This is a genomic window from Shewanella sp. FDAARGOS_354 (genome assembly GCF_002209245.2).
GTDB lineage: Bacteria > Pseudomonadota > Gammaproteobacteria > Enterobacterales > Shewanellaceae > Shewanella > Shewanella xiamenensis.
On record NZ_CP022089.2, the window covers coordinates 4899667 to 4926525 of the forward strand.

Below are 26859 nucleotides of genomic sequence, written 5' to 3' on the forward strand. Positions count from 1 at the left end.
GCCGATCGTTTTAAGTAGTTGAATGATCTTTCAAGGGCTTCATAATCAGCCGCAACTTAAGTTGCGGCTGATTTTTTTATTCTGAATTTTCTAAAGAGCTACTTGTTACTGCTGAATTTTGCCAATCGCAGGATATTGATGTATTCGCCAAACATGTTCCCATGGATTGGGTGGCTGAGGCTGTGCAACAAACTGGCAGGGCATCACTTCGACCCCGTCGTTTCCCTGCAGAGCAAGCTGTTTGGTTGGTTCTAGGCATTGGTTTGATGCGTAACCGCTCGATTCAGCAAGTCTGTGATACGCTCTCACTGGCGTTTCCCGACGCCAAGGGGGAGCTCCCGCCACTGGCGACTAGTAGCATCATCAAAGCCAAAGAAAAGTTGGGTTCAGAGCCCATGCGTTATCTGTTCAAAACAACCGCTGCACAGTGGGAAACACAGTGTGAATTTGATGAGATAGCGGGATTGAAATTGCTCAGTGTTGATGGGACGTATTTTAAGACGCATAACACTGAAGAAAACCATCACTTTGGCTTTGCACAAAGCACGGCTTCTTTTCCCTCTGTGCTGGCTGTCACCTTAATGTCTACTCGTAGCCACTTACTTTCTGATGCGGCTTTCGGGCCTGTTACCCACAGTGAAATTCACTACGCACAGCAATTGGTTGGCTCAGCTCCCGAGCATTCGCTCACGTTGTTTGACCGTGGGTTTATGTCTGCCGAATTGCTCATCAGCTGGCAAGGAAGCGGGACTAACACCTATTGGTTAACCCCGATAAAGTCTAAGACCCGCTATAGAATTATCGAGTCATTCTCAGAGTATGACCATCTGGTTGAGATGCCGATATCACCCCAAGCTAAACAACAAGCGCCTTATCTGGGGGAGAGCTGGCAAGCCCGCCTTATCCTTATTCCATCACCCAAAGGTGATATCAAAGGGTTTATCACGTCCTGCCTATGTCCCGACACTTATCCAGTGAACGATTTGCTCAAGGTGTATTGGCAGCGATGGGAGATAGAGAGGGGTTATGGTGAGCTGAAGCAATATCAATTGGAAAACAAACCCGTCCTGCGCAGTAAGAAGAAGGATGGGGTGTATCAAGAATTATGGGGGATCTTGACGACCTACAATATTGTGCGGCTAGAGATGGCTGCCATGGCAGTGCAGCATCAAGTTGAGCCACAGAGAATAAGTTTCATTAATGCCCTGTTTTTAATCCAGGATGAGTTTGGTTGGAGCGACAGAGGGAGTCCTGGAGCGATCCCACAGCACTTAAAACGACTGAGGGAAAATGGCAAAAGGTTGATTTTACCCCCGAAGAGGAAGCGGCCCAGCTACCCGCGTGTGGTGCTAAAGAAAACGGTGAAATATCCAAGTAAAAATGCCACTCGCTCTTAAGCGAGTGGCATTATGTAAAATACAGCCCTTTTTAGCGTAGATGTCGTGATTAGGCTTCTAGCTTAGCAAACTCGGCTTTTTGCTCTTTTAGTTTGTCCATATCACGGCTGAGATCGGCCATCTTAGCGCGCTCTTTATCAATTACGGCTGGCGGTGCTTTTGCCACGAAGCCTTCATTGGATAATTTACCTTCGATACGGGCAATCTCTTGAGTCAGCTTTTCAAGCCGCTTGTCGATACGAGCCATTTCGGCCGCTACATCCACCAGACCTGCCATCGGAATTAATAATTCCATTTCGCCAATCAGACCTGTGGTCGACATAGGCGCCGTTTCACCTTCGCCAAGAATCGTCATACTTTCTAAGCGCGCAAGCGTTGTGAAGAAGGCTTGGTTAGCTTCAACACGGGCTTTGTCTTGGGCACTCACGCCACGCAGTAGGGCATTTAATGGCTTAGAAGGCGCTATATTGAGCTCTGCACGGATATTACGAACCGCAACAATGACTTGCTTAACCCATTCGAGATCGGCCATCGCGGTCGCATCTACTTTGGCAGCATCATAGCTTGGGAATGGTGCCAGCATGATGGTGTCGCCTTGGGCGCCTGTCAGTGGTTTAACGCGTTGCCAGATGGTTTCAGTGATGTATGGCATCATTGGGTGCATCAGACGTTGCATCGCTTCTAATACATTGACCAGTGTATGGCGGGTGCCACGCATTTGCGCTTCATTGCCGTTTTGCAGCACTGGCTTAGTTAACTCTAAGTACCAATCGCAGAACTGGTTCCAAGTGAACTCATACAGCGTGTTAGCCGCAAGGTCGAAGCGGTAGTTTGCCATGTGGTCGTCGTAGGTTTTTACGGTTTGGTTGAATAAACCGATGATCCAGCGATCTGCCAGTGACAGTTCCATCTCACCGCCTTGGTAATCCGGAGAGTTCGGGCCGCAATCTTGGCCTTCGGTATTCATCAATACGTAACGTGACGCGTTCCAAAGCTTGTTACAGAAACTGCGGTAACCGTCTAAACGCTTCATATCCCAGTTGATATCACGGCCAGTTGAGGCCATTGCCGCTAGGGTAAAGCGCAGGGCATCAGTACCGTGGGCTTCGATACCATTTTCGAATTCTTTGCGGGTGCTCTTTTCGATCTTGGCGGCTAGTTGAGGTTGCATCATGTTGCCGGTGCGTTTTTCAACGAGGGCTTCTAGATCGATACCGTCAATCATATCCAATGGGTCAAGTACGTTGCCCTTAGATTTTGACATCTTGTTACCCGCTTCATCGCGGATAAGGCCAGTCACATAAACGGTTTTAAAGGGTACCTGTGGCTTACCGTCTTCATCTTTGATGAAGTGCATGGTCATCATAATCATACGGGCAACCCAGAAGAAGATGATGTCAAAACCCGTTACCAGCACATCGGTCGGGTGGAAGGTTTTTAAATCTTCAACATTGTCAGGCCAGCCTAAGGTTGAGAATGTCCACAGGGCTGAGCTGAACCAGGTATCCAATACGTCTTCATCTTGGCGCAGGGCGATAGCATCATCGATATTGTGCTTAGCACGCACTTCAGCTTCGGTGCGGCCCACATAAACCTTACCGTTCGCATCGTACCAAGCGGGGATGCGGTGACCCCACCATAATTGGCGAGAGATACACCAATCTTGAATGTCGCGCATCCAGGAGAAGTACATGTTTTCGTACTGCTGCGGCACAAACTTAATGTCGCCATTTTCAACGGCTTCGATAGCAGTTTTCGCCATAGGCGCAACGGCAACGTACCATTGGTCGGTCAGCATCGGCTCAATAACTACGCCTGAGCGGTCACCGTAGGGCACTTTTAGGCCGTGTGGCGCGATTTTTTCGAGCAGACCTAAGGTTTCAAACTCTGCCACGATTGCATCACGGGCTTTGAAACGATCTAAACCTGCGAAACGCTCAGGTAGGCTGCCATCTAAGGTGGTGTTGATGGTGCCATCGGTATTGACGACTTCGGCTGATGCGCGAATGGCCGCATCTAAGGTCAACACGTTGAACATGGGCAGCTTATGGCGCTTACCAACTTCATAGTCATTAAAGTCGTGGGCAGGGGTGATTTTCACGCAACCTGTACCAAAAGCCATGTCCACATAGTCATCGGCAACGATTGGGATGCGACGATTAACGATAGGCAGCAGAATAAATTTGCCGATCAGTGCTTGATAACGCTCATCGTCTGGATGAACTGCAACCGCGCTATCGCCTAACATAGTTTCTGGACGCGTGGTGGCGACTTCGAGGTAATCTTTACCGTCAGCAGTCAGTTCGCCATCGGCTAATGGATAACGCAGATGCCACATGTGGCCTTGCTTTTCTTTGTTTTCCACTTCGAGATCAGAAATCGCGGTATGCAGCTTGGGATCCCAGTTTACTAAGCGTTTACCACGGTAAATCAAATCATCTTCATAGAGACGGACAAACACTTCTTGAACGGCTTTAGACAAGCCTTCGTCCATGGTAAAACGCTCACGGTCCCAATCCACAGAGGCGCCCATACGACGTAGCTGCTTAGTGATGGTGCCGCCCGATTGCGCTTTCCATTCCCAGACTTTTTCCATAAAAGCATCGCGGCCAAGATCATGGCGGCTCTTGCCTTCTTCGGCTTCAAGCTTACGCTCAACCAGCATTTGAGTCGCAATACCCGCATGGTCAGTACCGACTTGCCACAGGGTGTTTTTACCCTTCATACGTTGGTAGCGGATCAGGGTATCCATGATGGTATCTTGGAAAGCGTGACCCATGTGCAGACTGCCCGTCACATTGGGCGGTGGGATCATGATGCAATAGTTGCCCTGTGAGGCATCGCCGTGGGGCTTAAAGTAACCTTGCTCTTCCCAGTTTTGGTAAAGAGTCTGCTCAATGGACTGAGGATCGTATGTTTTTTCCATGGGAACGTATCTGTCTCAAGCTAAATTAAGTGGATGTGTTGCTAAATTTTGGGTTGTTAATTCAATCCCTAAGCCACGATATTGGCGGTAGCGTTCACGTGCTATCGCCTTATGTTGGTCGTCATTAGCTACAAAATCGAAGATTTGACCAAAGTTTACCGCAAATGGCGGTACTTGGTCTGCAAGATTAATCAGAAGTTGACGACTTTTGTTAGGTCCAAGTCGATCAAAACCGATTTCAACGGGGGAACCCGTGGTTGGGCCTTCACCTTTGAGGTTATGGGGGACAAATGCACTGGGTTCAAACTGCCATAGTAACTCGTCGATTTCGAAGGCGATGTTCTTGTCCTGACAGTGAATATAGACCTGCTGCTGGTTTATAAATCCCTGTTGGGCCAAGCGGCAAGCCAATTGATACATGTCACTAAAGGCCGTGTTCACGCCCATCGGCGGCAGTAGATAAAACAGCGCTTGAGTCATGATTTCAATGCCTTGCTTTGAGTTATGGACGAACGGGTAAGTCTACACTAAAACTCGAGCTGGGTTAACGCTTAGCTCTGGGGTTTTTAGCGGTAGATTAAGCTACGGGGGACTGGTGTTTCACTTAAACAGTTACTGTGCGAAATGTGCATTAGCTTAAGAACAAGCTTGATACTAAGTGCTTAAGTAAATGGTTGAACGACTATGGAGTATAAAAGCAAAGCGCACCCGAAGGTGCGCTGGTTGAAAGACTGGTCAAACAAACTATTCCTCCTAGGTTATTGAGCATTGTTATTAAAGGACTCATTGACGCTTTGTGAATAAACAAACAGATATTGCATTAGATTTGTTTATTCAGCATGTTAACTCACTTTTCAACTTACAACTTTAGCTTACATTTTCACTTACGATTACACTTTAGAACATAGATAAAGAAATCTGGCCGATATTAGTACTTAAAAAGGTACTGGGTATTTTGCTGTTAAGCAGCTCGCCTTGTTCCGTGTTATCTAAATTCTTTTTACTCACTATTTGTAATATGCCCACTTGCTCATATTACCGATAACGCTATTAACCTCCTCATATTGTTTGACTGTTAAGAAGCTAATTCACCTAAAGTGGCCTTTCATGGTACCTATGTGGCTCTATTGCTAACGTCCTCCTCTTGGTTGTTACATTTGGGCTTGAAGAGTGTGTAAGACTTAAACTGGCAATATGATGTAGTAGGTTACTCCTTAATGATCGACTCGTGAGTTAACACCCATTAGTACGTTTGTCGTTAGTTGTTGGTCATCGGTTTGTACTTTTAGTAACCTCGCATCTCATTTGATAATCAGATGGGAAACGCATAAACATTACAGCTTGGCGTTACCGAATTTATGTGGCTGCTTTAATGCTTTATGTGACTACCTGTGTCACTGTTTTTGAGTGTGAGTTTTGTATGGCGGCGTACTCCTTCTTGTGGTGGTATTAAATGCTATTAAGCTGAAATTCACATCACTTCGATTTTGCTGTCACTTAGTAAAGTGTAGTAGTTATTTAAAGGTTCACACTCTTTTTACTGGCCATTAGGATGGCCTATCAAACTTTTGCTAAAAAATGTGACCTATTAAACCTTATCTACTTTTATGCTCTCGAAGTGATGTGGTCTCGCACTACATTGAGTAACTTAAGCTGCATCTTCCTCCTCGTAATCATCCTCGACATTAATAGCCTCTTCGGGATGAGCAATGGATGTAAAACGTTGTGCTTCAGGTTTGTGGGTTAATCGATTGAGTTGCTTCTCTAATTTTTGACCCATAGCAGTGATAGCTGCATAAAGATTATCGTGTTTAGCTTGAGCAAAAAGTTCTCCATTTGGGATGCCAACCGACGCTTCAATTTTGAAACCAGGTTTCTCCTCGGTAATAATGACATGGGGATTAATCAACTGCACATCATGTCTAGAAAGTTTCTCCAAACGGCTTTCAATGCGTTCACGGATTGGGGCAGTTACTTCTAATTGCTTGCTCGTAATCTTTAGCATATGTCGAACCTTCTATTTATTTTCTTCAGTTTCAGATTACCAATCTACATCTTTAAAAACGAGATCTAAATCACATTTTTTGTCCAGTTAGATACTGTTCGTTGGATATTTGATCGCTTAGACAAATCTCGGTGATTCTTAGCCGAAAAGGCTTGTATTGGCTATCAGAACAGGCCATATTTGATGGGATAACTCCGCAGTCTTTCCTATCATTTACCTATCTTTACTTTAAGTTTTTCATTAGATCCCGATAAAATACCTTCACTTATTTCATTGTTTCGTCGAGTGGCTGGTATTATGGAAACCGAACATATCAAAGTTAAGGTCTGGGATTTACCCATACGCTTTTTTCACTGGGGCATGGTGGCCCTAATGGCCTTATTGTGGTGGAGCGCCGAAGTGGGCGAAATGCAATGGCACCAGATCTTTGCTTATAGTCTGTTGATTTTGATTGGCTTTCGTCTTTTGTGGGGCTTAATTGGCAGTGATACAGCCAGATTTAGCCACTTCGTGCACCACCCTAGGGTTGTGTTTGAGTATTTAAACGAAGTTCGATCAAAGGGCGTGTCTGTGGTATTAGGACATAATCCGATGGGCGGTTATATGGTAATTGTGTTGATTGCCATTATTAGCTTACAGCTAATTACTGGACTGTTTGCTACGGATGATGTGTTTACCGAAGGTCCGCTATACAGCTATGTGAGTGCTGATACGGGTTCGTTTCTCACTTGGTTACATAAGATGAATTTTAACCTGATCTTAGCCTTAACTGCCGTGCATGTGTTGGCAGTTATTGTGCACGCGCTTAAAGGTGACAAGTTAGTAGGTGCGATGGTTAGCGGTTACAAGCGTGTATCTAAGCTTGAATACGCAAAGTTAGAGTCTCAGTTGATTTTTAAATCACTGTGGCTGGCATTAATCCTGCTGTTAATCATCGCAGGGGTTGTATTTACTTATTTGATGTGGCCTGTAGTGCAAGTGCTTTAGCGGATGCTCAGGAGTAAAAAGCCTGCATATTGCCTGTCTCTCATACACAAATCCCTGAACAATGCTCAGGGATTTTTTTTGAACTCATTCCCCGCATTGTGATCAGATCGTCTAGGGCTAAATATTCGAGGCGATTATGATGAAGATGATGGATCCAGAGCAGTGGGCGCAATGTCAATTTGGGCACGCAAACCTCAACGACCCAAGACGTACACAAAGACTTGTTTCACTGGCTACCTCAATTACCCAACAACCCGGAGTTGCCGTGTCCAAACTTCCCTTATCCCCCGCTGAGATGGAAGGGGCCTACCGATTTATCCGCAATGAGAATATTCAAGCCAGTGATATTGCTGAAGCGGGTTTTCAAGCCACCGCGCAGCAAGCTCGAGAGCATGACATCTTGTTAGCACTAGAGGATACCACCTCGCTGACTTACAAGCATGACAGTGTCAGGGAGGAGTTAGGTCATACCAATCAAGGGGATAAAAACCGTGCCATTCTGGCGCATTCTATCTTGCTGTTTTCACCGCAAAGCCAGCAAGTCGTTGGGCTGATTGAGCAACAGCGTTGGACGCGGGATATCACTAAGCGCGGGCAACGCCGCCAACATGCTACTCGCCCTTACGAGGAAAAAGAGAGCTACAAATGGGAACAAGCCTCCGCCAATATGTCTGCCCGTTTAGGCGAGCATATCAACAAGGTGATTTCCGTCTGTGACCGTGAGGCTGATTTGTTTGAATATCTGACCTATAAAACCCAGCACCAACAGCGCTTTGTCGTCCGCTCGATGCAGAGTCGATGCATTCAAGAGCATGCACACAAACTCTATGACTACTCGAACACATTACCGCTTGCAGCGACGAAATCTCTCCTCATTCCTCAGAAAGGCGGAAGGAAAGCCCGGGCGGTGACGCTGGAAATGAGATATGCCCGAGTGACCCTCAAAGCTCCAGCCAACAAACGCACTCAGGCAGACATCCCTCTGTATTACGTCAGTGTCGTAGAGCAAAGTCATCGTGAAGAAAAACTGGCATGGCACTTACTCACCTCAGAACCTATCACATGCTCGAAGGAGGCACTGGAGGTTGTCGGCTATTACGAGCGCCGTTGGTTGATTGAAGATTACCACAAGGTATGGAAAAGCAGTGGCACCGCGGTGGAAGAGCTGAGAATGCAGTGCCGTGAGAATCTGGAGCGTATGAGTGTGATACTGGCTTTTATCGCCACACGCTTACTCCAGCTTCGCTTTATGAAGGTATCCAAAGCGGAAGTGGCAGCACAATGTTGTGAAACGCTATTGGGTCAGAAAGCGTGGAAATTACTTTGGCTGAAAATGGAGGGACGTCCGTTACCTCAACAGGCACCCGATATGCAGTGGGCGTACGAGCGTCTGGCCAGATTAGGGGGTTGGAAAGATACCAAGCGGACAGGTCGAGCTTGTGTAGAGGTATTGTGGGAAGGATGGTTTAGGTTACAAACCATCCTTGAGGGTTACGAATTGGCCATGTCTCTCAATCACGAAGACTTGTGATCAAGAGACAGGCTAAATGCTGGCTTTTTACAAGAGATTACGAGAACATTAATCTTTTTTGTAAACGTCATGGCAGCCTTTACAGCTCTTGCCAGTATCCATAAAGGCTTGCTTGATTTCAGCTTGGTCACCTTTTTGAGCAACAGTCGCTAAAATTGCAGCATTTTCTTGGAAGGTTTTCATCTTAGTGTCAAAGTCAGCCTTGTCTTGCCATACTTTGGCTAGGGCTTCGGTATCGCCTTTATCTGAACCTTCAATAAAACCTTCGAAAGGGATGTGTGAAAGCGCAGCGACATTTTTTGCGCGCATCGCAAAGGTTTCAGCATCGAAAGGCTTTTTACCTTTCATCATGGCGCCCATATCACCAAAGTTATAAGCAATTAAGCTGAATCCAGATTGGCGATATTGAATCGCATCTTTTGCATCTTCAAAATTGTGTGCTTGAGCAGTTGAAGCCAATAAGGTACCGGCAACGAGAGTTAGGAGTAATTTTTTCATCGTATTCTCACAAATTAGCGTCGAAGTGTGACATTGCTCTGCTATTGTACACAAATTAACTCAATGTACTAGAAGCAAATTTGTCAGTTTTTGTCTAGATAAGAGGGATAAACGTAACAAGTTATTTGCCGGTAGAGTAAATCTGCTAAACTGCCGTTGTAATGCTTAAACAATACTTATGGGGCGATTATGCGAGCCAATTGGGACTTAGTATTAGAAAAAATTTTGAGCCATGGGAATTATGAAGAGCTGTCGGTATTGTTTCATTTATTGCTGACCGAGGAAGAGCGCAGCGCTATTGCCGGTCGGCTAAAAGTCTTCCAGCTATTGCTAAATGGAGAAATGAGCCAGAGACAAATTGCTGCCGAGTATCAGGTGAGTATTGCGACTATTACCCGTTGTTCAAACTATTTAAAGAATATGGAACCCAGCCATAGGGATAAAATCCAACAGCTTATCAGTTAATTATTTGGGCTCCATTGGACTAGATATTTGATTAAAACTGGGGAGTTGTCGGTATTTTATGTCGGCGGTGGATGGAGCGTCTAACGAGAATATAAAAACTATAACTGACTAACATAATGGCCAGCAAAGGATAAAGATTTTTAGGGAAAAATTTAAAAATAGCTAAGGCAGAAAAGAGATAAATAAAAGGCAATAAATCGTAAATTGTCTTAGGTAGATATCCAGATTTTCGACGTTTTACAGGATCGGTTCGGCGATTTTGAGAACGTAAATTGTAAATTCTGGCGCCCAAAACAAACACAACAAGAGCTGCAATCAGCGCATAATCAGGTTCTAGCAGCATAAAGCTTAAACAGCCTAGTACCATATAGCCAAAGGGTAAAACTTCATATACTGGTTTTGCTAACATATGCACTCCGTTGCGTGATGTTTATATCGATTTGAAAATATTGTTTTTTTAGCTGAAAATGCTGTTTGATTTTAAACTTCCCTATTTACCTGCTGATTATAATCATTTGGCGATAAAAAAAGCACCTCCTTATTTAAGGAAGTGCTTTTTTATCAGCTCCTCTGGGAGGGCTATTAGGCTTGTGAACCTACATTAGCCGCGGCAGCCGCAGCCACCGTTGCCATCACATCCCGCTTTAGGTGTGTCACAAGCTTCGTGATCATGGTCATGGTGGTGATGCCCATGGTCATCAGAACCCCCGCAGCAGCCACCAACATCATGACCTGAGCCACCACAGCATCCGCCGCCATGGTCATGTTCATGGCTGTGTCCATGACTGCCACATCCGCCGTGTGCATGAATATGTCCATGGGCAATTTCTTCAGCTGTCGCTTCACGTACATCGATGACTTCAATGCTAAAGCTGAGTGCTTGGCCTGCTAATGGATGGTTGCCATCAACAATCACAACATCATCTTTAACTTCGATGACTTGAACTGGACGCTGGCCCATTTCGGTTTCTGCAATAAAGCGCATACCTGGCACGATGTCTTCGATATCACCGAATGCTTCTAATGGTACTGCCTGGCGAAGGCCATCATGGTACGGACCATAGGCCTCTTCGGCACTGATTGTCACGTCCAGTTTTTCGCCCTTAATTTTACCTTCTAATGCGGCTTCTAATCCTGGGATTAGGTTTTCTGTACCATGCAGATACAACATTGGTTCGGCATCAAAAGAGTCTTCTAAAAGTCTGCCTTCTTGATCTGATAAACGGTAATGAATGGTTACCGCGCTGTGTTGGGTGATCTTCATATCGCCTCCGGTTCGGAATGTGCGCGCATAATAACGCGCTTTTAGGGTGCTGGCGATAATTTGAAGTTGCTTATGTTAGATATCGCACAGCTTTTTGTGAGTTCGATTTACTGAGATTAAGGACGATACAAAAGATGAATTGTGGTTTTTTATGAGTTGCCCTTTGTTATGTGTGGAAACAGACTGAAATGCTTTAATTTTCGAATGATGAAAAAATATCATTATAAATTATTTATTTTTTAATAGGTTAAATTGAGTGTAATTGTCTGGCATTACGTTTACGTAAACAGTTTTGTATTGATGAAAACGTATTTTTAGCCTATGAAAACTTGATATTTATTAATCTTGAATCACTAATTTACTCAAGTGAAAGATTTGTGCATAAATAATCCAGTTTGGGGGTTGACAAGGTTAGGTGAAAAAGGCAATTCTGTTTAACATCACATTGACATAGATAAGTCTAAACGTATGCATAGCCTTGGTTTCGTAGTAATTACCATTATTACAACCACCACTACAACCAGAGTGGGGGCGGGCTGATACACCCTAAAGAATTTTAACGACGAGCCCGCTTCCCACAAAGAAGCGGGCTTTTTTGTTTTTAGCTTATGTTTCTTAGTCGGGCGCGGTACAGGAGATCAAGATGAAAGTGATGAAATTTGGTGGTACCTCGCTTGCAAATTGGCAGCGATTTTCAATGGCGGCGGATATTGTTGCCAAGGCAGCGAAAGCTGAGCCGGTCGCGACAGTGCTCTCTGCGCCTGCAACAGTGACAAACGCTCTGCTAGAAATGGTCGATGTGGCGGTGAAAGGGGAAGATTATTCACCAGTCATTCAACACGTTGAGCGGGTGTTTACCTCGCTCTATCAGGATGCGGTTAGTTCTGGACTCTCTAGTAGCCAGAGCGAAGTGCTGTTCGCCGGACTAAGCGCGCAGCTAGCACGTTGGCAGGACAGATTACGCGGTATTACGCTGTTGCAGGAATGCCCTGACGGGGTGCGCGCCGAGATCGTGGTTGCGGGTGAGCGTTTGTCTGCTGCGTTGATGGAGCAAGTCATGCTGGCAAAAGGCATTACTTCGGCGCAGCTAGACCCACGTGAACTATTTTTAGGCCGTGGTCGTCCGCTAGAATCCGTGGTCGATATTGCCGTCAGCAAACCGCGATTTAAAAATCTTGCCCTCGATGAGAAGCGGGTTTGGGTGATGCCCGGCTTTACCGCCGCCGATGAAGACGGCAAGGTTGTGACCTTAGGCCGTAACGGTTCTGATTACTCTGCTGCCGTGCTGGCCGCTTGTTTAGATGCTTCAAGCTGCGAGATTTGGACCGACGTTGACGGCGTATATAATACCGATCCTCGGGTGGTCGTCGATGCTAAGTTGCTATCGCAGTTAAGTTATCAGGAGGCGATGGAGCTGTCTTACTTTGGGGCTAAGGTGCTGCATCCTAAAACTATTGCGCCTATCGCCCAGTTCCACATCCCCTGTTATATCAAAAACAGCTTTAATCCCGATGCGCCCGGCACTCTGGTATCGAATCAGGCCGATCAGAGCGGCTTGCAGGTTAAAGCCATTTCTAATCTGGATAATCAAACCATGTTTGATGTATCAGGCCCTGGCATGAAAGGCATGGTCGGCATGGCGAGCCGCACACTGGCAGCGATTTCCCGTAGCGGTGTTTCTGTGTCACTCATCACCCAGAGCTCTTGCGAATACAGCATCAGTTTTTGTGTGGCGACCAGCGAGTCCGCCAAGGTGAAATCGGCGCTTGAGCAAGAGTTTGAGTTAGAAATCAAAAGTGACTTACTCGAGCCAATCGAAATGCGCCATGACTTGGCAATCGTCTCCTTGATCGGTGATGGAATGCGTACCCATAAAGGTGTGGCGGCGCGGTTCTTCCAAGCGTTAGCCCAGGCGAGTGTGAATATTATCGCGATTGCCCAAGGCTCTTCTGAACGTTCTATTTCAACAGTGATCGAACAGCGAAAGACCAAACATGCGGTTGCCGCCTGTCATCAGGGCTTTTTCGATGTGCAGCAGTATTTAGATGTGTTTTTAGTGGGGTGTGGTAACGTTGGCGCAGGCTTACTGGAGCAAATCAAACATCAGGCGAGCGTGCTAAAAGAGCAGCACATTAGCATCCGTGTCTGCGGTATTGTCAATTCAAGCAAAATGTTACTCGATAGTGCGGGTATTGATTTAAACAATTGGCAAAACCTGCTTGCCGATAGCCAGCAGCCAAGCGATATACCTGCGCTATTGGCGTGGGTGAAAGAGCAACAGTTATTAAACCCTGTGCTGGTGGATTGTACTTCAAGCGATCAAGTATCGAACCAGTATTTAGAGGTGATGAACGCGGGCATGCACGTGGTGACGCCGAATAAAAAGGCTAACACTCGCGATTACGCCTATTACCAAGCTTTGCGTCAAACAGCATTAAAGCAACGTCGGCAGTTTCTGTATGAGACCAACGTGGGCGCAGGATTACCCGTTATCGATAACTTGAAAAAACTGTTATTCGCCGGTGATAAATTGCACAAGTTTAATGGCATTTTGTCAGGCTCCTTATCCTTTATCTTCGGTAAACTTGATGAGGGGATGTCACTTTCTGAGGCGACTAAACTGGCGCGGGAAAAATGCTTTACTGAACCTGATCCTCGCGATGATTTAAGTGGCATGGATGTGGCGCGTAAGGTACTGATTTTGGCCCGTGAAGTGGGTTTGAAACTTGAACTAAATGATATTGTTGTCGACTCAGTCTTACCCGTAGGTTTTGATGATTCAGGCGATGTGGAAAGTTTTATGGCGCGTTTACCCGAGGCTGATGCGGCGATTGCGGCGCGAGTGGCTGAGGCGAAAGCGCAGGGTAAAGTGCTGCGTTATGTGGGGCAGATTGAAGAAGGCGCGTGCTATGTGCGTATCACCGAAGTCGATGCTACCGATCCACTTTATAGCGTAAAAGGCGGTGAAAATGCCTTGGCATTCTACAGCCGTTATTATCAGCCGATTCCCTTTGTGCTACGTGGTTATGGTGCGGGCACAGAAGTGACTGCGGCAGGTGCCTTTGCCGATGTATTAAGAACCTTAAATTGGACTCGTGAGGTGAGTGTATGAGTTTGACCGTTTACGCTCCCGCCTCTATGGGTAATGTGGGTGTGGGCTTTGATTTATTGGGCGCGGCACTTGCCCCCATCGATGGCAGTTTACTCGGCGATAGAGTCACAATTGCTGCGGCAGATGCGGGGGTGAGCCTTACTCAAGTGGGAGCTTGGGCGCATAAGTTACCCAGCAATCCCGAGGAGAATATCGTCCATCAATGCGCGGTGTTTTTCTTAAAAGCTCTTGGGAAAGAAAACCAAGGCGTGGCATTAACCCTAGAAAAAAACTTGCCCGTCGGCAGTGGCTTAGGCTCGAGCGCCAGTTCTGTGGTTGCAGCGCTTTATGCGCTGAACGAGCATTTTGAGCGCCCCTACGATAAACAAGCGCTACTCGAACTCATGGGCGAGTTTGAGGGCAAGATCAGCGGAAGCGTCCATTACGACAACGTCGCGCCCTGTTATTTGGGCGGCATGCAGCTGATGCTCAATGTGCCCGGCGCTATCTGCGAGGCTATCCCCAGTTTTAAACAATGGTATTGGGTGGTGGCGTATCCAGGGATGTCACTCTCAACGGCCATGATGCGTAAACTCATGCCAGAACAATACGATAAGTCTGTGGCCATCGATTTTGGGCGTTATTTGAGTGCTTTTGTGCACGCCTCTTATCAGCAAAACGCCAAGCTTGCGATTCAAGTATTAAAGGATGTATTGGCTGAACCTTACCGCGCGGCGGCGATTCCGGGTTATGACAATGCCAGAGCAGCGCTCGCCGAATTAGGCATGTTAACTACTGGCATCTCGGGCAGTGGGCCAACCCTGTTTTCTGTGACTGACGATCTCGCGATCGCTAACGCCGCTAAGGCGTGGTTAGAGGCTCATTATCTGACCGAAGCGGGGGGCTTTGCCCATGTGTGCCGCCTCGATGAGCAAGGCACGCGCCGAGTCGATTAATTTTTCTTACTTTTAAAAGCATTAAGCCCAAGCCTTAAAGGTTTGGCAGATAAGGTCGAGTGAGCATGAAACTATATAATTTAAAACACCCTTCGCAGACAGTGAGCTTTAAGGAAGCGGTGCAATTAGGACTTGGTAAAGACAGAGGGTTGTTTTTCCCAACTCAAATCCCGGTGTTGCACAATATAGAGGCGCTTTTAGCGATGCCTTTTGTCGAGCGCAGTAAAAAAGTACTCGGTGCTTGGCTCGCCTCTGAACTGGGTCAAGAGATGGTAGATCAACTGGTTGAGCGTGCCTTTAACTTTGATTTACCCTTGGTGGCGGTTGATGAGCAGCGCTCGTGCCTCGAGCTTTTCCATGGGCCGACCTTAGCATTTAAGGATTTTGGGGCGCGCTTTATGGCGCAATGCATCAATGTTTTTGCTCAAGACTCGCGCTTAACCATTTTAACGGCGACATCAGGGGATACAGGGGCGGCAGTGGCCGATGCCTTTTACGGTCTAGATAAAGTCAATGTTGTGGTGCTTTATCCTAAGGGCAAAATCAGTGAGCTACAGGAAAAAATGTTCACTACTTTAGGCAAGAATATCCACACAGTCGCGGTTGAGTCAGATTTCGATGCTTGCCAGCACTTAGTCAAACAGGCATTTGAAGATAGCGATGTGCGAGATGGTTTGCATTTAAACTCGGCTAACTCTATCAACATCAGTCGCTTACTGGCACAGATTTGTTATTACTTCGAAGCGGTTGCTCAGTCAAAACAGCGTCATAAGGCCGATCCTGTGATTGCCGTGCCCAGTGGTAATTTTGGTAATCTCACCGCGGGTTTGTTTGCTAAAGCCATGGGGTTACCCGTTAAACGTTTTATTGCCGCCACTAATGCGAATGACACTGTGCCACGCTATTTAGAGAGTGGCGATTGGCAGCCTAATCCTACTCAAGCCACTATGTCCAATGCGATGGATGTGAGTGAGCCAAGCAACTGGCCGCGCGTTGAAGCTATTTGCGAGAAACTCGGTTGGCCGTTGGCGGACTTAGTGGGGATTCGCCTGTCAGAGGTGCAAACCTCGGAGGCGTTGGCAGATCTTTATGCTAAAGGTTATGTATCTGAGCCACATGCAGCGATTGCGGCTAAAGCGTTAACCCTTAACTTAGTGCCTAATGAAGTGGGGATATTTTTAGGTACGGCTCATCCCGCTAAGTTTAAGGATGTGGTCGACAGGGAGCTTGCCCTTAACTTACCCCTTCCGCCTGAATTAAAAGTGGTAGAGCACAAAACAATATTATCGGCTGAATTACCAGCTGATTTTGCCCAGCTAAAAAACCATTTATTTGCGGTATTAAACTAGGGCGTGTTGACGTTTCGAGATTAAATTTTGTTCGTTCTGGCAAGCTCAAGCTCAAGCTCAAGCTCAAGCTCAAGCTCAAGCTCAAGCTCAAGCTCAAGCTCAAGCTCAAGCTCAAGCTCAAGCTCAAGCTCATGCTCATGCTCGCGAAGCGAGGAATGAAGTGTAGTTATTCTACTCAAATGACAAATGACAAGTGACAAGTGACAAAGAGCAAGTGCTTGCCAGACGAACCCTTTGGGCAGCACTTGGCTGAAGTTTCTGCTGCGTTATCGTCCGTTTATGTAGAATGCTACACAGCACGGACTTTGCCTTGCATAAACATTAGCCAAATTGCTGCAAAAATAACCCTGAAACGTCAACACGCCCTAATCTTGTAAACGACGATAAACAGTAACTTGATGAAATACAAAGGGAGTCGTTTGGCTCCTTTTGTATAGATGTTTTTATTATTGTTCACGCTAGTTCGACCAATGGACTGTACAGAGCAACTTGATGGCATCAAGTTGGGATGCCGACTAAGCTTAGATCGAATCATAAATAAGCCGTAGTAACTTACAGAGCATTAAGCCGTAAAAACTGAGTATTAAGCCGTAAAATCATCGAAGAATAACTCGCGACGAGGCAACGATAATGCCAAAGTGCATTTTTCAGTTTAGCCATATCTTGCTGTTATGTATTTTTATTTTCCCCGCTTGGAGTGTTCCATCCGAGGCGAATTCTCCTGCTTGTTCGAATCCCATTAAAGTCGGTTATAACGATTGGCCTCCCTATGCCTGGCAAGATATGCAGGGGGAGGCTCAAGGACTGGATGTTGAATTACTGCGTGCGTTTGCTGAGTTTTTGGGATGTGAGATTAACTTTATCAATGTCCCTGCGAAGCGTTCACATCAAATGCTGAAAAGTGGCTCACTAGATATAATGATGGGTGCTACAAAAACCGTCGAGCGTGAAGAATATTCATTTTTTTCAGATCCCTACCGTGATGAAGAAGTGCGCTTATTCGTATTAGATGAAAACAAAGACAATGTTAAGTTAGAACAATGGCAGGATATTTTTACTCAAAAGTTGCGGCTCTTAGTGCCAATCAGTGGTTGGTATGGTGCGGATTATGAGAACACACGAGAACGTTTAGCACTGGAAAACTTATTGATACTGAGTCCTGATGTCGACAAATCAGTGCAAATGCTCACTTATGACAGAGCGGATCTGATGATTGGGGATGCTATAGCGATGCCCTATATTGCAAGTCAACACCAAGGGGTCAGGTTATCAGCACTTAAACCGATATTGGACCATAATCCAATACACTTAATGCTAAGTAAGCAGAGTATGTCTCCCCTACTGTTAGCGCAATTTAATCGTGCAATTAAGGCGTTAACAATCAATGGTGAAATTGCGCGAATTGTCTATAAATGGCAGCAAATTTCGCTGGCACAGCAATCGAAAATCAGCAATCAATATGGCCTATTTTATCGCTTGTATGCTGGGTTATTAACGTTTGATATAGCAAGATAAGCGCTATTCTAATGAGTATGCAAAATGATAAGTCTATGACACATTTGCTAAAACATCTCTTATTTTAAGTTACTGCTCTCTCTATCAATTTCTGCTAGCTTGTTGGGTTACTGGGTTAGACTTTGGGTCATTATTGGTGAATTTTGCCCACTAGAAAGTCCATTGCTAACAATAACAATAGGATAGAGATTACACATGAAACTTCGTCACTCCGTTGCCTGCTGCATGCTCGCCCTTGGCACTTTGTCTGCAGCGCAGGTATTTGCAGCACAATCGACTAGCAATCAAGGTTATTACCGCGCGCCAGCGTTGCATGACCAGACCTTAGTGTTTACCGCTGAAGGGGACCTGTGGACGCAAACCCTAGGCCAAAAGGCGGCGACGCGCTTAACTACCTTGCCTGCTGAAGAGCTCGGCGCAGCCATCTCTGCCGATGGTAAATGGGTGGCTTATGTGGCCAATTATGAGGGCGCGAGTGAGGTTTATGTGATACCAGTGGCTGGTGGTGTGGCCAAACGCGTGAGTTTCGAAAACAGCCGAGTGCGCGTGCAAGGGTGGACCAGTAAAGGAGAGGTGCTTTATTCCACCGACACTGGCTTTGGCCCCGCGAATAATTGGATGCTGCGTCTTGTCAATCCCGAGAGCTTAACCACAACCGATCTGCCCTTAGCCGATGCGGTGGAAGGGGTGATCGATGCCAATAATCAGTATGTCTATTTTACCCGTTTCGGCCTGCAGGTGACGGGCGATAATGCAAAGGTATATCGCGGCGGCGCTAAGGGCGAATTATGGCGCTTTAAACTGGGTGGTAAAGACGAGGCACAATTACTTAGCAAGCAGCACCAAGGCTCGGTCCGCCAACCTATGCTATGGCAAGACAGACTCTATTTTATTAGCGATAGCGATGGTAACGACAATCTCTGGTCAATGGCGCTTGATGGCAGTGATGCTAAACAGTTGACTCAGTATAAAGATTGGCAAATGCGCGCTGCCCGCATGGATCAAGGCAAAGTGGTGTTCCAGCAGGGCGCAGATATTCATGTTTTTGATATCGCCTCCGCTAAAGACTCATTATTAGATATTGAATTAACCTCCGATTTTGCCCAACGTCGCGAACATTGGGTAAAAGATCCTATGGATTATGCTACCTCCGCTAATCTTGCCCTTGCTGGCGATAAAGTGGTGATTACCGCCCGCAGTCATGTGGCGATTGCTGGGACTGATGGCTCGCGGTTAGTGCAAGTCGCGCTTCCTGGCACTTATCGTGTACGCAATGCCATTCTGAGTCAGGACGGCAAGTCGGTTTACGCCATCAGCGATATGAACGGCCAACAGGAAATTTGGCAATTTCCTGCCGACGGCAGCAGTGGTGCTAAACCGCTTACTAAAGATGGTCATACTTTTAGAATGTCGCTGAGTCAGTCAAGCGATGGTCGTTATCTTGCCCATGACGATAACGACGGTAATGTGTGGCTATTGGATTTAAAGAAAAATACAAACCAAAAAATCATCAGCAACGGTGAGGGACTCGGTCCATACGCTGATATTCGCTGGTCGGCTGATAGTCGTTTTATTGCGCTAACCAAAGCTGAAATCGGCAAGCAAAGACCACAAATCGTACTCTATTCGGTGGATGAGAATAAGGCCCAAGCACTCACCAGTGACAAGTATGAGTCCTATTCACCGACTTTTAGTAGTGATGGCCAGTGGTTATATTTCCTCTCCAATCGCCAGTTTACCTCAACACCAAGTTCACCTTGGGGCGACCGCAATATGGGGCCAGTGTTTGATAAACGCAGCCAGATTTTTGCGATTGCCTTAGTGAAGAATGCCAAGTTCCCCTTCAGTAAACCAACGGAATTAGTGGCAAAGGCGGCAGAAAAAGCTGACTCAAAAGATAAACCGACGCCTGTAAAAATTGATTGGGCGGGAATTAGCGAGCGTTTATGGCAAGTACCTGTTGATTCGGGTAATTACAGCCAGCTATCCGCCATTGATGGTCGTTTGTATGTACTCGACCAAGCGATTGGTGACGAAAGCCAACCTAACCTCATGACAGTTAAGTTCACTGAGCAGCGCCCTAAAGTCGAAGTGTTTGCTGAAGATGTGGCTAACTACAGTGTCTCTGCTGATGGTCAAAAGTTGTTGCTGCGTAAACAAAGTGATGAAAAGTCGCTGATGATTGTTGATGTGGGCGATAAACTCGGCGATACCGACAATGCCAAGGTACAGACTGACCAATGGCAATTAGCGATTTCGCCAAGCTTAGAATGGCAACAAATGTTTGAAGATGCGTGGTTAATGCATAGAGATTCCTTCTTCGATAAAAAAATGCGCGGTCTCGATTGGCAGGCAACCAAGGCTAAGTACCAACCATTACTCGCACGTTTAACGGATCGTAATGAGCTAAACGATATCTTTATGCAGATGATGGGCGAGTTAGATTCGTTGCACTCGCAGGTGCGTGGTGGTGATTTGCCGAAGGACCCTGACGCGGCGAAGGGCGCGAGTTTAGGCGCTCGATTACAGCAAACTAGCGACGGGGTGAAAATTGCCCACATTTATCGAAATGATCCCGAACTGCCGAGCCAAGCATCACCTTTGAGCCGTATCGAAGTCGATGCGAAAGAAGGCGATGTGCTACTCGCCATCAATGGCACGCCGGTGGGGAATGTGGCTGATGTGACCCGCTTATTGCGTAATCAACAGGATAAGCAAGTGTTACTGGAGCTTAAACGTGGTAGCCAAAGCCATAAAACCGTAGTTATGCCTGTGAGCACTCTGATCGATGGCCAATTACGTTATTTAGATTGGGTCAACCATAATGCGGAGGTCGTGACCAAGGCGAGCCAGGGCAAGATGGGTTATCTGCACTTATATGCCATGGGCGGCGGCGATATTGAGAGCTTCGCCCGTGAGTTTTACACCAATTATGATAAAGACGGTCTGATTATCGACGTTCGCCGTAACCGTGGTGGCAATATTGATAGTTGGATTATCGAAAAACTGTTACGCCGCGCTTGGGCATTTTGGCAGCCAACCCATGGCACGCCTAATACCAATATGCAGCAAACTTTCCGTGGGCATTTAGTGGTGTTAACCGACGAGCTGACTTACTCAGATGGTGAAACCTTCTCGGCGGGGATCAAGACGCTGGGAATTGCTCCGCTGATAGGTAAACAAACCGCAGGCGCTGGCGTGTGGTTATCGGGTCGTAACTCACTCACAGATAAAGGGATGGCGCGGGTCGCCGAATATCCGCAGTATGCGATGGATGGTCGCTGGGTACTCGAAGGTCATGGTGTAACACCGGATATCGAGGTGGATAACTTACCCTTTGCGACCTTTAACGGCCACGATGCACAGCTCGAAACCGCCATTAGCTATCTTAAGGATGAATTGATTAAGCAGCCTATTCCAGCATTGAAGGCGCAACCTATGCCAGCGAAAGGTATGGCGGAAGATATAAAGGCTAAGTAGTTGGCTTAACGTAAATTTTTAACCGAAATTTAAGCTAATTCAGCTAAGCTGAGTCTGTTCAATGTTAGGGCGTGGTCTTGTAGTTCCCAAGACCACGCCCATTTTTTTGCCTATAGATTTGGTGCTGGTTAACGGTTCATCGTTATTTTTGCGGCAAGGTAATTGGTCTATGGCAAGTCTATCTGCATGAACTTGCCTATAACCATCAAAACTTTATTTGAATATCCGTTGCTAAGCTATTAGCGATAAAGCAGTTTGCATGGGCTTTTTCGTGAATTTTCTCAAGTGTTTCCTGAGTGACTTCCACACCTTCAGCAAAAACGACCTTAGGATTTAAGATCATTTTAGTGACGGCAAGTTTACCAGCTTCATTTTTCCCTAGTTCCGCAGATGCTTCATCGACATAGGACACGACGGGGAGGCGTTTGAGGTGCGCAATAGCGAGGAAGGTCAGCATATGGCAGGAAGACAGCGCCGCGAGTAGGCTTTCCTCTGGATTGACAAAATGTGCATTGCCCTTGTATTCAGGGGCTGAGGATGCCTGAATCGTTTGACCGCTGCCAAAGGTAATACTGTGATCACGGCAAAATTCGCCTTCTTCTGCTGGCGAGGTTTGCCAATTCACTGTTAAGTTAAAGCCCATGTTTTTCTCCTTATTGCAGGACATCAGGGCACTATAGCTTAGCTAAAAATACTTCTCCAGCATGGGGCGCACAGTTTAGTGCGCCATCTGTGAAACGGTTTAGATCCCACCACTTAACAGTAAGCTGCCAGTCAATACACTGCCAGTGACTATCCCTATGGGAAGGTGGCGTGGGCTGTAGCTTAGGGTCAAAATCACTAACATGGCGGCTAGTGAGATGATCCCCATAAACAGAATACTGCCATAGGCCCAGCCTTGCCCGTGGGCGCAGGTGCTTAAGCTAATGATTAATAACAGCCAAGCAAACAGGGTTAACAGGCGGCTCTGCCATTGTGACGGTGGGCGTTTAAACACATCTTTAAAGTGGCCAAACTTAGCTAACGCAAACAGCGCAAGGGAGAGATAACTAAGCCCGAGAATGCCGAGCATAGGGATAAATTCTGGCATCATGACTTTGCTTCCTCCAAGGGCGATGAGGTAAGTTCGGTTGCGTAAGTGGTCTCAACGGGTTTTCGCATAGGTTTTTTATCTGAAATAGTATTTTTTCGATTCGTTTTTTGCAGTGTTTTTGCCACCACAGAGAGCTTGGTGCTGGCAAATAGCATTACTACACCGATTAAAACCGCTAACACATCAAAACCAACCAAAGCCCACTGTTGAGACTGGATATTATCAATAAAGTGGCTTGGCGATGTGAGTGCATTGAGTATGGGCAGCGCACAATAGAGTGTGCCAATCAGCACCAGAGCTATTTGCCAATCGCGTCTGCTGCGCCCGAAAAATGCCCACACGCCCATAGCACCTAAAGCAATAAAGAAGCTATGTACTTCCCAAGCAGAACGCGTTGCAAAATCGGCGGGTAATATGCGATTGGCATAGAAAAATGCAGCCGCACCCAAGGGCAAGCCTAAGATAAACATGAAGTTTAATCCCTCAACTAAGCGCAGGCCACTGCTCGGTTTCTCGCCTTTATCGATTGCCTTTTGCTGTTTCTGGCGCAAACGAATTGCCCACATTAAGGTGCCAGTCGCTACCATGGCGCAGCCGAGTAAGCCGCAGAAGAAGAACAAAATACGCAGCAACGGCGCAGCAAAACGCGCGGTGTGCAGTGACATCATAGTGTCGTAGGTAGCCACCGTTCCTGACACTTCGTGTGGACTGGCGTATTTGAGTTCACCTGTCACGCCGTTAAACACGAGGAGTGTTGATTCATCGGTGACATCTTTGCCAGTATTTTGATAGAAGGTCACTTGGCTATTTTTATCTTGAGGATAGGAAACAATCACCTGCTTGATTGGCGCATTGCCCCATTCAGCCTGAACTTGGGGTAACAGTTGGCTTAAACGTACTTGCTCGGCATAAATGCCTGAGGCCTTCTCCGTTTGTCTTGCCGGATTGAGTTCTTTTAAAAAGGCTTGATTATCCTCAGGATAAGCTGTGCTTACCGTCCATGGGATATAGATCAGCATCAAGGTAATAAGGCCGGTATAGGTGATCATCAGATGATAAGGCAGCGCAATAACAGAACTGACATTATGGGCATCGAGCCAAGAGCGTGCGCCCTTGTTTTGACGAAAACTAAATAAATCCTTAAAGATACGCTTATGGATAACGATACCGCTGATAAGGGCAATCAGCATAAACATAGTGCAGACGCCCACAATGTAGCGCGCTGTAATGGCGGGCATATAGTGCAGGTCGAAATGTAAACGATAGAAGAAGTCACCCCCACGACTATCGCGGACGTCAGTGATGACGCCACTCCCATCAGCAAGTGCCGTATGTTGCTCGATTTTGCCACGACGTTGCCCTTTTTCAGGCGGCAGTTGCCAAGCAAAGCTAAGCATAGGACTGCGCTGGGTCGGAAAGTTTATTAACCAGCGTTGTGTTTCCGCTGGCGAATGACTCTCGATATAGTGTTGGCCCTTATCAAGCTGGCTTATCAATTGATTTGCTTGATAGTCTTGAAATGTACCGCGGTGAAGTTCTGGCTCAGCCCATAGGCTGATTTCATGGCGAAAATAACTCAGGCTGCCTGCAAAAAAGATCAGCAATAATACCCAGCAAACGAGTAAACCCGCCCAAGTGTGTAGCCAAGATAAGGTTCTAAAAAAGGTTTCTTTCATCTTACTGTCCACACACCTTAAGCAGAGTAAAACATAGGAGGCTAAATAACATCAGATCCCGCCACGCATGCCAGGTTTTACGCACGCAAAAGGCATAAATAATGGCGATGGCATAAAACAAGAATGCCAGCATATTGGCCGTTAATGTGCTCTCAAATCGAGACATTGGCAGTATTTGAGTCAGTAAACAGGCCAGCGTTGCCGCTGCAATATAGCCAGCCAATAACGCAGCACTCGCGCGAACAAATACCTGCAAACCAAATTGAGTTTGCTCTTGTTTTAGCCACCGAATGGCGGCTTGAAAATAACCCGATACAGGACGTACAGCTATCGCTGAGAGGGGGGAATTTGATGTTGGGATATGTGACATAAGTGCTACTTATTTCAGTCAATATTAAACGGTTAATCCAAATGCCAATTCAGCCATAGCTGAATACAGCGGGCATTCTAATGAGCTATCAGGCTATTGTTTTGATGATTATAACGCAGTTGATTTAAATGATAAACAATATCATTTGTATTTATTGGGGCGGTGCACAAAATATCCTTAACGCATTTTGAGTGCTAGCTCGCGTTATGCGTAACCCTGTGCAATATGTCACAAATGTTTGGTTTTATTGATGAGATTGATCTTACTTGTTTAGCATTTGGTTAAATTTTCTGCTTTCAGTGTGAACTTAATCAAAGTAGGTGTTCTGTCATTTTGGCAAAATCCCCTGCAACTTTCACTTGGAGTCATTTTGATATCCCTATGCAAACACATTCAAAAAAAGGTGAAAAACACCTATCTGAAAACGCAATCCTACTCTCTACGGCCGATTTGAAAGGAAATATTAAGTACGTTAATCAAACCTTTTCGCAGATAAGTGAATATAGCGTTACTGAGTTGCAAGGGAGTCCTCACAATATCGTTCGTCACGAGGATATGCCTGCCGCTGCGTTTAAAATGCTTTGGGATAGAATTAAAAGCGGCAAACCTTGGATGGGCATAGTCAAAAACAAGACCAAAACTGGCGGTTACTATTGGGTCAATGCCTATGTTGCACCTGTATATGAAGATGGCAAAATTCATGAATATCAATCAGTACGTCGCCAGGCGACACCTGAGCAAATCAGAGCAGCTGAAGATGTTTATCAAGGCATTAATCAAGGTAAACAACCTAAAGCATTAAAAAAAGATAGATTAGGATTTCGGGGGAAAATTCTATCCTCCATGTTTTTAGCTATTGCGGCGACGGCGTTTTTGGCATGTTACTCCCCTTTATTAGCCGCACTTGTGGGGGCTTTAGTTGCTTGGGTATTGTGGTACAAGCTTATGCAACCATTACAAGCATTAGTTAGCGTTGCTACTCATATTATTGATGATCCCGTCGCGATGGGGATTTATACCGGTAGACAGGATGAAATCGGGAAAATTGATCTGGCTCTGCGGTTTTTAATTACTGAAATCGGTGGGGTTGTTGGCCGGATGGCGGATTCTGCAAGTGAAATACAAGAGCAGAGCGTCAATCTCAAACAAACCATCACTAATACCTGGGAGCATGCCGATAGTCAGAGCGTGCAAACCACTCAGGCGGCAACGGCTATGGAACAAATGAGTGCCAGTTTTGCTGAGGTAACAGATAATATCCATCGCACTGCATCTGAAATGGTCTCCAGCCATGAGGCTGCACAGCGCGGCCATTCACGGCTTGAAACTGTTATCGAAGCTATCCATCAACTGAGTGTACAGGTGAGCCATTTTTCAGATGTCGTCCAAACCATAGAGCAGGATAGCCAAGCGATTTATCAAGTGTTAGAAGTTATTCGCTCTATTGCCGACCAAACTAATCTACTGGCGCTTAATGCGGCAATTGAAGCGGCACGGGCTGGGGAGACTGGCCGGGGATTTGCTGTCGTTGCCGATGAGGTGCGGCAATTGTCTAGCCGAACCAGTCAGTCAACTTCACAAATTGAGCAAATTGTGAGTCGCTTTAAAGACAGCACGCAAAAAGCGACATCGACGATGACGGCCGGACAGGAGCAGGTTAAGCGCTCAGTCTCTTTAGCACAGGATGCCAGTGTGGCTTTTGGTGAGTTGTTATCCTCTATCGCTCGGATCAACTCTTTAAGTGATGACAATGCCGCAGCAATGACTCAACAGACATCTGTAGCGGCGGAAATTAGTCGTGCTATCCATGTGATCAGCGATTTGGCACAGCAGAGTTTAGAGCAGACTCAAGATGCGGCGGCAAGGGGCGAGCAGGTTTCGCGCTTATCGACAAAAACTCATCACCTATCGCAGCAATTCTGGCAACAAAGCGTGCAGCGTAAGTATTAGCACTTGGCATTCAACTGGTTGGTTTATTTTTTGTCGGTTATAAATCAACCAGTTAATTTATTTTAACGTTCCCGTATTGTGCCATTTCTTTGATGAGTCTCACATTTAGCTGCTGCTAATACCTGTTTCATTCGAAATATTTGTCTAGGGGGCTTGTGTTTTATTTGCCATGCCCCAAGCTCTAATAGTGAAGCGAAAAAAAAGTAAAGACACTAAAAGGGACAACCTATGAAAATTAATCTTTCTGGTCACCATGTCGATGTTACTGATTCTGTCAAAGAACACGTTAACCCGTCATTCCGCACC

At 46.2% G+C, this 26859-nt stretch carries 21 protein-coding genes and 1 pseudogene; 11 read left to right on the forward strand and 11 right to left on the reverse strand.

Features of this window, described 5'->3' with window-relative positions:
- The first annotated feature begins 161 nt into the window (after window positions 1–161).
- The gene (locus CEQ32_RS22020) at window positions 162–1397 is read left to right on the forward strand and encodes an IS4 family transposase (protein ID WP_088586878.1); all 1236 of its coding nucleotides are present in this window, start codon (window positions 162–164) and stop codon (window positions 1395–1397) included.
- Window positions 1398–1446: 49 nt separating this feature from the next.
- Here the strand turns inward: CEQ32_RS22020 and CEQ32_RS22025 are convergent, their stop codons facing one another.
- The 3 genes from CEQ32_RS22025 to hpf form a co-directional block, all read right to left on the reverse strand.
- Window positions 1447–4323, reverse strand: coding sequence for a valine--tRNA ligase (locus CEQ32_RS22025; RefSeq protein ID WP_088586879.1), 2877 nt, complete (start codon window positions 4321–4323; stop codon window positions 1447–1449).
- Between the two features lie 15 nt (window positions 4324–4338).
- Window positions 4339–4803 carry a DNA polymerase III subunit chi gene (locus CEQ32_RS22030; RefSeq protein ID WP_037420941.1) on the reverse strand — a complete coding sequence of 155 codons (465 nt, stop codon included), beginning with the start codon at window positions 4801–4803 and terminating at the stop codon, window positions 4339–4341.
- A 1168-nt stretch (window positions 4804–5971) separates the two neighbouring features.
- Window positions 5972–6328 (reverse strand): ribosome hibernation-promoting factor, HPF/YfiA family, encoded by a 357-nt coding sequence (hpf, locus tag CEQ32_RS22035; protein WP_037420938.1) that lies wholly within the window; start codon window positions 6326–6328, stop codon window positions 5972–5974.
- Window positions 6329–6625: 297 nt separating this feature from the next.
- Between hpf and CEQ32_RS22040 the strand changes: the two genes are divergently transcribed.
- A complete protein-coding gene (locus CEQ32_RS22040) occupies window positions 6626–7315 on the forward strand; it encodes a cytochrome b/b6 domain-containing protein (protein ID WP_088586880.1) in 690 nt (229 codons plus the stop codon).
- Between the two features lie 148 nt (window positions 7316–7463).
- On the forward strand, window positions 7464–8846 hold the full coding sequence (locus tag CEQ32_RS22045; protein WP_076612412.1) for an IS4-like element ISUnCu8 family transposase: 1383 nt from the start codon (window positions 7464–7466) through the stop codon (window positions 8844–8846).
- Between the two features lie 48 nt (window positions 8847–8894).
- Here the strand turns inward: CEQ32_RS22045 and CEQ32_RS22050 are convergent, their stop codons facing one another.
- On the reverse strand, window positions 8895–9344 hold the full coding sequence (locus tag CEQ32_RS22050; protein ID WP_088586881.1) for a c-type cytochrome: 450 nt from the start codon (window positions 9342–9344) through the stop codon (window positions 8895–8897).
- A 189-nt stretch (window positions 9345–9533) separates the two neighbouring features.
- Here CEQ32_RS22050 and trpR point away from each other — a divergent pair, with 189 nt between their 5' ends.
- Window positions 9534–9809, forward strand: coding sequence for a trp operon repressor (gene trpR / locus CEQ32_RS22055; protein WP_055647790.1), 276 nt, complete (start codon window positions 9534–9536; stop codon window positions 9807–9809).
- 31 nt (window positions 9810–9840) lie between these two features.
- Here trpR and CEQ32_RS22060 read toward each other — a convergent pair whose 3' ends face one another.
- Complete coding sequence (locus CEQ32_RS22060) at window positions 9841–10218, reverse strand: hypothetical protein (RefSeq protein ID WP_088586882.1); 378 nt, start codon at window positions 10216–10218, stop codon at window positions 9841–9843.
- A gap of 192 nt (window positions 10219–10410) precedes the next feature.
- Window positions 10411–11073 carry a peptidylprolyl isomerase gene (gene slyD, locus CEQ32_RS22065; protein ID WP_037420923.1) on the reverse strand — a complete coding sequence of 221 codons (663 nt, stop codon included), beginning with the start codon at window positions 11071–11073 and terminating at the stop codon, window positions 10411–10413.
- 643 nt (window positions 11074–11716) lie between these two features.
- On the opposite strand from slyD, the gene thrA reads away from it, so the two are divergent.
- The 3 genes from thrA (at window position 11717) to thrC (ending at window position 16469) form a co-directional block, all read left to right on the forward strand.
- On the forward strand, window positions 11717–14185 hold the full coding sequence (gene thrA / locus CEQ32_RS22075) for a bifunctional aspartate kinase/homoserine dehydrogenase I (protein WP_069453315.1): 2469 nt from the start codon (window positions 11717–11719) through the stop codon (window positions 14183–14185).
- Entirely contained in the window at window positions 14182–15120 is a 939-nt protein-coding gene (gene thrB / locus CEQ32_RS22080) for a homoserine kinase (RefSeq protein WP_069453314.1), read from the forward strand. The genes thrA and thrB overlap by 4 nt, the downstream gene beginning before the upstream one ends.
- Before the next feature lie 65 nt (window positions 15121–15185).
- Window positions 15186–16469, forward strand: a complete 1284-nt coding sequence (gene thrC, locus CEQ32_RS22085) for a threonine synthase (protein ID WP_069453313.1) — start codon at window positions 15186–15188, stop codon at window positions 16467–16469.
- A gap of 20 nt (window positions 16470–16489) precedes the next feature.
- On the opposite strand, the gene CEQ32_RS23000 is transcribed toward thrC, so the two are convergent.
- Window positions 16490–16648: a hypothetical protein gene (locus CEQ32_RS23000; RefSeq protein WP_192959137.1), complete on the reverse strand. Its 159-nt coding sequence runs from the start codon at window positions 16646–16648 to the stop codon at window positions 16490–16492.
- Window positions 16649–17099: 451 nt separating this feature from the next.
- On the opposite strand from CEQ32_RS23000, the gene CEQ32_RS22090 reads away from it, so the two are divergent.
- Together CEQ32_RS22090 and CEQ32_RS22095 are read left to right on the forward strand one after the other, a co-directional pair.
- A complete protein-coding gene (locus tag CEQ32_RS22090) occupies window positions 17100–17984 on the forward strand; it encodes a substrate-binding periplasmic protein (RefSeq protein WP_088586883.1) in 885 nt (294 codons plus the stop codon).
- 195 nt (window positions 17985–18179) lie between these two features.
- Window positions 18180–21464 carry a S41 family peptidase gene (locus tag CEQ32_RS22095; protein ID WP_088586884.1) on the forward strand — a complete coding sequence of 1095 codons (3285 nt, stop codon included), beginning with the start codon at window positions 18180–18182 and terminating at the stop codon, window positions 21462–21464.
- A 205-nt stretch (window positions 21465–21669) separates the two neighbouring features.
- Here CEQ32_RS22095 and CEQ32_RS22100 read toward each other — a convergent pair whose 3' ends face one another.
- From CEQ32_RS22100 to CEQ32_RS22115, 4 genes are all read right to left on the reverse strand, one after another.
- A complete protein-coding gene (locus tag CEQ32_RS22100) occupies window positions 21670–22107 on the reverse strand; it encodes an OsmC family protein (protein ID WP_055647797.1) in 438 nt (145 codons plus the stop codon).
- A 99-nt stretch (window positions 22108–22206) separates the two neighbouring features.
- Window positions 22207–22557 carry a DUF3325 domain-containing protein gene (locus CEQ32_RS22105; protein ID WP_023266561.1) on the reverse strand — a complete coding sequence of 117 codons (351 nt, stop codon included), beginning with the start codon at window positions 22555–22557 and terminating at the stop codon, window positions 22207–22209.
- Window positions 22554–24233: a PepSY-associated TM helix domain-containing protein gene (locus CEQ32_RS22110; RefSeq protein ID WP_088586885.1), complete on the reverse strand. Its 1680-nt coding sequence runs from the start codon at window positions 24231–24233 to the stop codon at window positions 22554–22556. Before CEQ32_RS22110 ends, CEQ32_RS22105 begins: the two co-directional genes overlap by 4 nt.
- Window position 24234: 1 nt before the next feature.
- Window positions 24235–24603: a DUF3649 domain-containing protein gene (locus tag CEQ32_RS22115; protein WP_037420902.1), complete on the reverse strand. Its 369-nt coding sequence runs from the start codon at window positions 24601–24603 to the stop codon at window positions 24235–24237.
- Between the two features lie 381 nt (window positions 24604–24984).
- Here CEQ32_RS22115 and CEQ32_RS22120 point away from each other — a divergent pair, with 381 nt between their 5' ends.
- Both CEQ32_RS22120 and CEQ32_RS22125 read left to right on the forward strand, forming a co-directional pair.
- Complete coding sequence (locus CEQ32_RS22120; RefSeq protein ID WP_088586886.1) at window positions 24985–26553, forward strand: methyl-accepting chemotaxis protein; 1569 nt, start codon at window positions 24985–24987, stop codon at window positions 26551–26553.
- A 228-nt stretch (window positions 26554–26781) separates the two neighbouring features.
- Window positions 26782–26853: pseudogene (locus CEQ32_RS22125) on the forward strand (ribosomal subunit interface protein); the annotation flags it as partial.
- Window positions 26854–26859 lie beyond the last annotated feature (6 nt).